The sequence below is a fragment of the Streptomyces sp. NPDC085866 genome, assembly GCF_044541035.1.
Classification (GTDB): domain Bacteria; phylum Actinomycetota; class Actinomycetes; order Streptomycetales; family Streptomycetaceae; genus Streptomyces.
Genome location: NZ_JBITSQ010000005.1, coordinates 105,261 through 113,055, shown reverse-complemented (window position 1 = coordinate 113,055; position 7,795 = coordinate 105,261). Strand labels below are relative to the sequence as shown.

General features: G+C 73.5%; 7 protein-coding genes. 1 reads left to right on the top strand and 6 read right to left on the bottom strand.

Translation table 11 applies throughout. The features are described 5' to 3' along the window. Positions 1 to 42 precede the first annotated feature (42 nt). Both ACIF83_RS13510 and ACIF83_RS13505 read right to left on the bottom strand, forming a co-directional pair. A complete protein-coding gene (locus ACIF83_RS13510) occupies positions 43 to 531 on the bottom strand; it encodes a hypothetical protein (RefSeq protein WP_393468601.1) in 489 nt (162 codons plus the stop codon). A gap of 59 nt (positions 532 to 590) precedes the next feature. Beyond that, entirely contained in the window at positions 591 to 1,355 is a 765-nt protein-coding gene (locus ACIF83_RS13505; RefSeq protein ID WP_393468598.1) for a 4'-phosphopantetheinyl transferase family protein, read from the bottom strand. A gap of 236 nt (positions 1,356 to 1,591) precedes the next feature. On the opposite strand from ACIF83_RS13505, the gene ACIF83_RS13500 reads away from it, so the two are divergent. Continuing rightward, complete coding sequence (locus ACIF83_RS13500) at positions 1,592 to 2,548, top strand: TauD/TfdA family dioxygenase (RefSeq protein WP_393469788.1); 957 nt, start codon at positions 1,592 to 1,594, stop codon at positions 2,546 to 2,548. Between the two features lie 67 nt (positions 2,549 to 2,615). On the opposite strand, the gene ACIF83_RS13495 is transcribed toward ACIF83_RS13500, so the two are convergent. The 4 genes from ACIF83_RS13495 to ACIF83_RS13480 form a co-directional block, all read right to left on the bottom strand. Next, a complete protein-coding gene (locus ACIF83_RS13495; RefSeq protein WP_399726474.1) occupies positions 2,616 to 5,177 on the bottom strand; it encodes an FtsX-like permease family protein in 2,562 nt (853 codons plus the stop codon). Beyond that, positions 5,177 to 5,956: an ABC transporter ATP-binding protein gene (locus tag ACIF83_RS13490; protein ID WP_145884418.1), complete on the bottom strand. Its 780-nt coding sequence runs from the start codon at positions 5,954 to 5,956 to the stop codon at positions 5,177 to 5,179. The genes ACIF83_RS13495 and ACIF83_RS13490 overlap by 1 nt, the downstream gene beginning before the upstream one ends. 133 nt (positions 5,957 to 6,089) lie before the next feature. Further along, positions 6,090 to 6,815: a hypothetical protein gene (locus ACIF83_RS13485; RefSeq protein ID WP_399726471.1), complete on the bottom strand. Its 726-nt coding sequence runs from the start codon at positions 6,813 to 6,815 to the stop codon at positions 6,090 to 6,092. 136 nt (positions 6,816 to 6,951) lie between these two features. After that, complete coding sequence (locus tag ACIF83_RS13480) at positions 6,952 to 7,773, bottom strand: 4'-phosphopantetheinyl transferase family protein (RefSeq protein ID WP_393468587.1); 822 nt, start codon at positions 7,771 to 7,773, stop codon at positions 6,952 to 6,954. Positions 7,774 to 7,795: the final 22 nt, after the last annotated feature.

The following is a 7,795-nucleotide window of genomic DNA, read 5'->3' as shown; positions in this document are numbered from 1 at the left end:
CGGACGTCCGTGCCAGGACGTACGGAGGCCGTGCCGGTGGGGTCACCAGGAGCCGCGGGCGCGGACGTAGCCCTGGCGGGCCGGGGCGATGATTTCCTGGGCCACCGCCCAGGCGTCGGACACGACGCGTTCGCGCGGTGGGCGGGGGGACTGGGCGATGGCCTGGGCGGTGACGGCCCAGACCGCGGCGACGGCGGCGGTCGCGCGTACGTCCACGGTGGGGCGGGCGGGGCGGACGCCGTTGCCGCAGACCTCCAGGCGCAGGCCGAGCGCGGCCGCCATCGCGTCGCGCACGCCACGGGCGACACCGGCGTCGGGGTGCGCGAACACCTGGGACGACAGCGGGTGTTCGTAGGCCTGGCGGACCCAGGTGCCCAGCCGCAGCCGTTCGCGGGCCTCCCAGCCGCCCGGGGCGGAGGGGCCGGGGTCGATGCGGTCGACGGCCTCGGCGAGGGTGTCGAAGTAGGCGATCAGGTCACCGGACGTGAGCAGAGGTGCCGCGGCGGGGGCGGCGACGGTCTGTACGGTCATGGTGGGCTGCTTCCCTTCCTGGTCGGTGAGTTGACGCGAGGACGCCGCCGTGGGCGCGCTCAGACGGGCGGGTGCAGGTGCACCGGTCCCCGGGCCGCCGGTCCCGCGGGGCGGGCCAGGGCGACCGCGAGGCGGTCGGAGAGTTGCAGGTCCTCGACGGTCCAGGCGGTGGCGTGGCCGTCGGCGTCGTGGGTGACGCGGACCGGTCCGGTCCGGTCGGGCAGGGTTTCCAGACGGCCCAGTTCGGTGCCGGCCAGGCCCACGCCGACCGCCTTGACGACGGCTTCCTTGCGGGTCCACACCCGGTGGAACGCCCGCTGCCGGGCCGTGCCCTCCGGGACGTCGCGCAGATGGCCGCGCTCGGCCTCGGTGAGCACGGTGTCGGAGAGCAGTGCCTCCCGCACCGGCCGCAGCGCCTCGGCGTCGACCCCGATGGCGGTACCCGCGCCGACCGCGAAGACGCCCCAGCCGGCGGTCCGGCTCAGGCTGATCGCGAGCGGCACACCGGGGTGCAGCACCTGCGGCGGTCCATGGCCGTCCGAGCCGCACCCGGGGCAGCGCCGGCGGCCCAGGTCGACATCGGCGGCGGTGGTGCCGAGGAGTTGACCGAGCGCGCGCCGGGCACCGGCCCGGGTGTGCACGAACTCGGCCGCGTCCCGCTCGGACAGCATGCCGAGCGCACGCCGGAACTCCGCCGTGGCCAGCAGCCGCAGATCGGCCGGGTCGACCCGGCCGGGCGAGCGCCACCACCACACATGAGCCTCGCCCCGGGCGATGAGCCGGTCCACCTCGGGATAGACCCTTTCTTCGCCTCCTTGACGCATCAGCACCACTCCCGCGTTTCTTCAGAGACGTCGGACACACAACGTCCGGACTTTTTGGCGGACTTCTCCGGGGCCAGGTTCCGCCCGCCCGCTATTTCCGCCCTATACAGCGTTTACGGCCCTTTTCCATAGGGCCGCGATAGGCGCTGCCCGGAAGCTTTTCCGAGCAATGCCGTCGACCAGAGGAAAACGCTGTGACACAGACAGAGATTCTGGCTCCGGCCGTAGAGAGCACGGTGACCGCACGCGAACTCACCGCGGCGGAGAAGACCGGCCTGATCACGCTGGCCGGCCGGCTGACCGGTCCGGAGCACCCGCTCATCGACTCCCCCGACTGGCTGGGCGCGGCCCGCGAGGCGACCTCGCTGCTGCCCCGGCAACTTCTCGGCACCCTCCGCGCGTTCCGGCACGACCCGGGCGCGGACGGGGTGCTGCTGCTGCGCAACCTGCCGGTGACGGCCGGCGATCCGCTGCCGCCGACACCGGGCGTGCCCAATTCCGTCGAGCGTGTTCCCACCACGGCCGCTGCCGTCATCGTCTCGGTCATGCTGCAACTCGGTGAGGTCATCGCCTTCCGGAACGAGAAGAGCGGCGCCCTGGTGCAGAACGTGGTGCCGGTTCCCGGAAAGGAGGAATCCCAGAGCAACGCCGGTTCCGTGCTGCTGGAACTGCATGTCGAGAACGCCTTCCACGACAACCGTCCCGATTACGTAGGCCTGTTGTGCATGCGCGAGGACCCGACCGGCGACGCCAAGCTGTGCACCTCGTCGATCCGCCGTGCGCTGCCGCTGCTGTCCGAGGCGACCCGCCGGGTGCTGGCCGAGCCGCGGTTCCTGACCGAGCCGCCGCCGTCCTTCGGTTCGCTGGGCGGGGTCCGCTCGGCGCACCCGGTGCTGCAGGGCGACCTGGACGACCCCAACGTCCTGGTGGACTTCGCCGCCACGCACCCGCTGGACGAGCGGGCGAAGGCAGCGATGGCCGAGCTGCGGGAGGCGTTCGTGGAGACCATGGCAGCGCACCGGCTGCGCGTCGGTGACCTGGCCGTGGTGGACAACCGGGTCGCGGTGCACGGCCGTACCTCCTTCACCCCGAACTACGACGGCGAGGACCGCTGGCTGGAGCGGGTGTACGCCCACCTGGACAACCGGCGCAGCCGGGTGGACCGGCTGGGCGGCGGGGCCGTCCTCAACTGAGGGACCCCGCAGACCGGTTGAAGGGCCGGCCCCCACGAGGGGCCGGCCCTTCAGGTGTGGTCACCGGTCACTGCCGGGAGCCGATGACGTCCGCGGGGCGTCCGGTCAGCGCCAGCCGGCCCGGCACCACGGTGGCCAGCAGGGCCAGCAGCCCGCCGAAGCCGAGGACGGCGAGATAGGTCCCCGGTGCCACGGAGGGCGCCGCCGAGCCGGTCATGCCGATGCTGAACGCGGTGAGCACGGCGTAGGCGATGCCGGTGCCGAGCGCGGCCGCGACGAGGACGACGATGCCGGCCTCGATGCGCAGCATGCCCATCACCTGGCGGCGGGTGGTGCCGACCAGGCGCAGCAGCGCGAACTCGCGGAGCCGGTCGGAGACCGACATGGCGAGCGTGTTGACGACGGCGATCGCGGTGAACGCGATGATCAGGCCCATGGCGACGTAGTTGACCTCGGCGTTGTTCTGCTGCACCTCGGCCTGCAGGTCCTCGACCTGGGCGCGGTCGAGCACCCCGATGCCGGGGAAGTGCCCGACGGCCTTCTGCAGCTGCTCGCGTCCCGCCTTGCCGTCACCGCTGGTGCGGACCAGGACGGAGGAGGCGAGCGGGTTGTCGACGTGCCGGGAGACCAGCGCGTGGCTCATCGTGAGGTCGCCGAAGCCGAGGCCGCGGGAGTAGACGGCGGCGACCTTCAGGTGGACGACGGTGCCGTCGCCGAGGGTCACCTTCAGGTCGTCGCCGACCTTCTTGCCGAGGTGGTCGGCGGCGACCTCGCTCATCGCGACACTGCCGTCGCCGAAGCCGTTCAGCGAGCCCTTCTGCACGTCCGGGTCCCAGGTCTCGCGCAGCCCCTGGGTGGACAGGCCCTGCGCCGGGTACTTGTCGAGCCCGATGCGTACGGAGGTCCGTACGACCTCGGTGACGGCCGTGACGCCGAGGGTCTGCCGCAGCGCCGCGGTCGCCTGCTCCGGTACGCCGGGGCCGGCGGAGGCCACCACCCAGTCCGCCTTGTTGCCCTCGCGGGCCTGGGCGGTGGCGGCGTCGCCCATGGTGGTCTGCACGAAGAACACCGTGCAGGCCATGCCGATCAGCAGCGCCAGCGGAGTGATCGCGGAGGCCATCCGCTTGGTGTTGGCGCGGACGTTGGCGGTGGCCAGGTGGCCGGCCACGCGCGAGGCACGCAGCGGGATGCCGAGCAGGGCGACGGCGACCCGGGCGATGAGCGGGCCGAGCAGCGACACCGCGACCGCGAGGACCACGACCGACAGGAACGTCACCGGCGTGGACGCGGGCTCGGTGTCCAGCACGCTGAGCACCACGAGCAGCACGATCCCGCCGGCCAGCGTGAGGATCCCGGCCAGCGTCCGGCCCCAGGCGAACCCGGGCCGCTCTACCGCGGACTCGGCGAGCGCCTCGGCGGGGCGGATCCGGGCCGTGCGGCGGGCGGAGATCCGGGCCGCGGCCCACGCGCCCAGCAGGGCGGCGCCGACGGCGGCGAAGAACGGGAAGACGCTGAAGGTCACCTGCAGCGTGTCCGGGATCGCCTTGAAGTCGACGAACTTCCGGTGCAGCCAGTACGCGATGGGCAGGCCCAGCAGCGAGCCGGTGAGACCCGCGAGCAGGCCGACGATCAGCGCCTCCCGGCCGATCAGCTGCCGCACCTGCTTGGGCGTGGCGGCGATCGCGCGCAGCAGCGCGAGTTCCCGGTAGCGCTGCTGGATCGACAGCGCGAAGGTGCCCACGACCACGAGGATCGCCACGAGCAGCGAGGTGCCGCCGATGGCGCCGCCCATGGAGACCAGCTTCACCCGGGCCTTGGCCGCGTCCAGGAACTCGACCGGGCCGCGGTCGCCGCCGGTGGCCACCTGGGCGGTGGTGCCGGAGAGCGCCTTGCGGACCTGGTCGGCGAGTGCGCCGGTGGACACGCCCTGCTTGGGCAGCACGCCGATCGCGGACACCTGTCCGTTCCGGCCGGACAGCCGCTGTGCCTCGTCGGCGGAGAAGAACAGCGAGGTCTGCTGCTTGAGGTCGCCGTCGGCCGGGGCCGCGATGCCGGTCACGGTGTAGCTGCGCGGGGCGTCGGTGGCCTGCACGGTGAGCTTCGCGCCGGGCTTGAGTCCGGTGCGGGAGGCGAGTTCGCGGTCCACGACGACATCACCGGCGGCGCTGGGGGCGCGGCCGGCGACGAGCTTGAACGGGGTGAGGGCGGCGGAGGTCCAGGCGTGCCCGTAGGAGGGCTTGCCGTCGACACCGGGGACGACCTGTCCCTTGGGGCTCACCGCGTAGGCGGGGAAGGTGACTTCGGGCACCACGGACCGGGCGCCGGGCACGGACCGCAGCTTGTCGACCGTGGCGGCGGACAGCCACACGCGCTCGCCGAGCGGCTTGGCCTTGTGCTTGACCTTGGTCTTGCCCTTCTTGTGCTTGACGGTGGTCTGGTGGACGTTCTGGTCGCCGCCGACGATGACCGGCGCGGCGGCGTACCGCTCGGTGCCGATGGTGCCGCGCAGACCGGTCTCCAGGAGGATGCCGCACGCGGTGACCAGGGCGGCGGCGCACATCAGCGCGAGGAACGCGCCGATGAATCCGCCCTTGCGGGCCTTGAGGGTCTGGAAGGCGTAGCGCAGCATCAGGCCCACGCTCCCAGGTGCGTCATACGGTCGGCGACGCGCTCGGCGGTCGGGGCGTGCATGCGGTCGGCGATGCGGCCGTCGGCGAGGAACAGGACGGTGTCCGCGTAGGAGGCGGCGACCGGGTCGTGGGTGACCATGACGACGGTCTGGCCGGTCTCGTCCACGCAGTTGCGCAGCAGCGAGAGGATCTCCTTGGCGGTGACGGTGTCGAGGGCGCCGGTGGGCTCGTCGCCGAAGATGACGTCGGGGCGGGTGATCAGGGCGCGGGCGATCGCCACGCGCTGCTGCTGGCCGCCGGAGAGTTCGGACGGGCGGTGGGCCGCGCGGCCGCCGAGGCCGACGCGCAGCAGGATGTCCTCCAGCCACTGGCCGTCCAGCCGGGAGCCGGCCAGGCGGAGCGGGAGCTCCACGTTCTGCCGGACGGACAGGGCGGGTACGAGGTTGAACGCCTGGAAGACGAAGCCGATGCGTTCGCGGCGGAGCTTGGTGAGCTGGGTCTCGTTCATGCCGCCCAGCTCGGTGTCGCCGATGAAGGCCCGGCCGGAGGTCGGCTTGTCCAGACCGGCCGCGCAGTGCAGGAAGGTCGACTTGCCGGAGCCGGAGGGCCCCATGACGGCGGTGAAGGAGCCACGGGCGATGTCCACGGAAACACCGTCGAGGGCCCGGACACCCCGGCCGCCGCGGCCGTAGACCTTGGTGACCTCCTCCAGGCGCAGGGCGTGGCTTCGGGCTCCCGTGCCGCTGCGCGGCTGTGTGTTGGTCCTCTCGGTCCTCATGCGTGACCAGTCCTCTCCATCCATCGTCGTGGGGGTCGGGACGAACGTGGCCGGACGATCTATATCGGGGCTATGGCCACGCAGGGGAAGGGGAGTTGAGGGGTGATTTTCGGCCGGGCTACGCCGGGGCTCGCTAGTGGCGGCGCAGGGCGCGGTGGACGAGAGCCGCTGCCGTTGCCGTCAGGCAGACGGCGTACGCGGCCACGACCCAGGCCGCGGGGGCGCGGCCCGCGGTGAGGCCGTGGATCACCGCGGTCAGCCAGCCGACGTAGGACGCGCCGTGGAGGATGCGGAACGGACGGATCCAGCGGCGGGTGGCGAAGACGCCGCGCCAGACACCCGTGGCCACGGCGAGGAGGAACAGGTAACAGGCCAGGGTGCCGAGGCCGACCAGCGCGTCACCGCTGCCCCAGCCCAGCGCCGCGGCCGTGGCGGCGACCCGGCCACCGGCCACCTCCACGCCGATGTGCAGCAGCAGGAACCCGACGCCGAGCACGCCGAAGGCCCGGTGCAGGTGCTGGAACACGGTCCGTGGACGGGGCGGTAGCACACCGCGCAGCGCGGTCGCCAGCCCCAGCATCACCGCCAGCGACAGCGCGACCAGCGCCACGACCCCGGCCATCCGGTCGAGGAACCCCCGTAGCGCCCCGCCCGCCAGCCCGCCGCCCACGAGCACGCCCCCGGCCAGGGCGAGCCCGGCGATCACGGCGACGGGCTTGGGCGGCGGGGTGTGCGGCGGCGGCCCGGTCCGCACCGCCGGCGCGACGGGCGCGGTCCGACCGGTGACTGCCTCACCGGTGACGTGGGCGGGGGCTTCGGATTCGGGGGTCGCCACGGTTCCGTACGTGGGTCGGCTCATGTGTGCTCCCTGGCTGTGGAGGGCTGTGTGGCCGGACATGGGGCGGTTCCCGGCCTCCGCCGGGGAGGGCCGGGGGCCGGGAACCGCGTCTCTCGGTCGCCGAGGGGGGATCGGCTCCGAGGTCTGGAGACGGCCGTCAGACGGCCGGGGGGTGGAGGTGGACCGGGCCCGGCGGGGTGGCCGACGAGGGGCGGGCCAGGGACGCCGACCACGGGCCGTTCAGGTTCAGGTCCTCCACGTGCCAGGTGGTCGTACGGCCCTCGTGGATGTGGGTCACCGTCAGCGGGCCCTCCTGCCCCGGCGCCACCTCCAGGGTGTTCAGGGGCATGCCCAGCAGACCGAGGCCCACCGCCTTCACCACCGCCTCCTTACGGGTCCAGGCGCGGTGGAACAGGGACGTACGGCCGGGGCCCTCGGGGAGCGAGAGGATCCGGTCGGTCTCGTCCGGGGTCAGGACGAGCTGCGCCAGGGCCTCCGACTCCATCGGGCGGTACGCCTCCACGTCCACGCCCACCCAGTCGCCCGCCCGGACCGCCAGCACCCCGCACCCGTCGGTGCGGGAGAGGCTGATCGCCAGCGGGACCGGGGGCCGGACCACGGCGGGCGGGCCGTGGTCCGCGTCGCCGCAGCCCGGACAGATGCGCCGGCCGAAGCGCACGGTGTGGGCCGGTACGCCCAGCAGCCCGGCCACCGCGCGCCGCGCCCCCGCGCGGGTCGTCGTGAACGCCGCCGCGTCCCGTGGCGCGTGGAAGCGCCGCATGCGGGCCCGTTCCTGCTCGTCCAGCAGCACGAAGTCCGCCGGATCGGTCGCCTCGCCGAGCGGCCACCACCACACGTGGGCAGCTCCGCTCTCCCGCAGCCGCGCCACCACCGCGCGTGCCGTCTCGGGTACGTACACCTCGCCGACGTCCGCCGCGTGGTCGATGTGTGCGGCGGCCGTGGCCGGTCGCGTGGTCATCCGTCCTCCTCTCTCTCGTCAC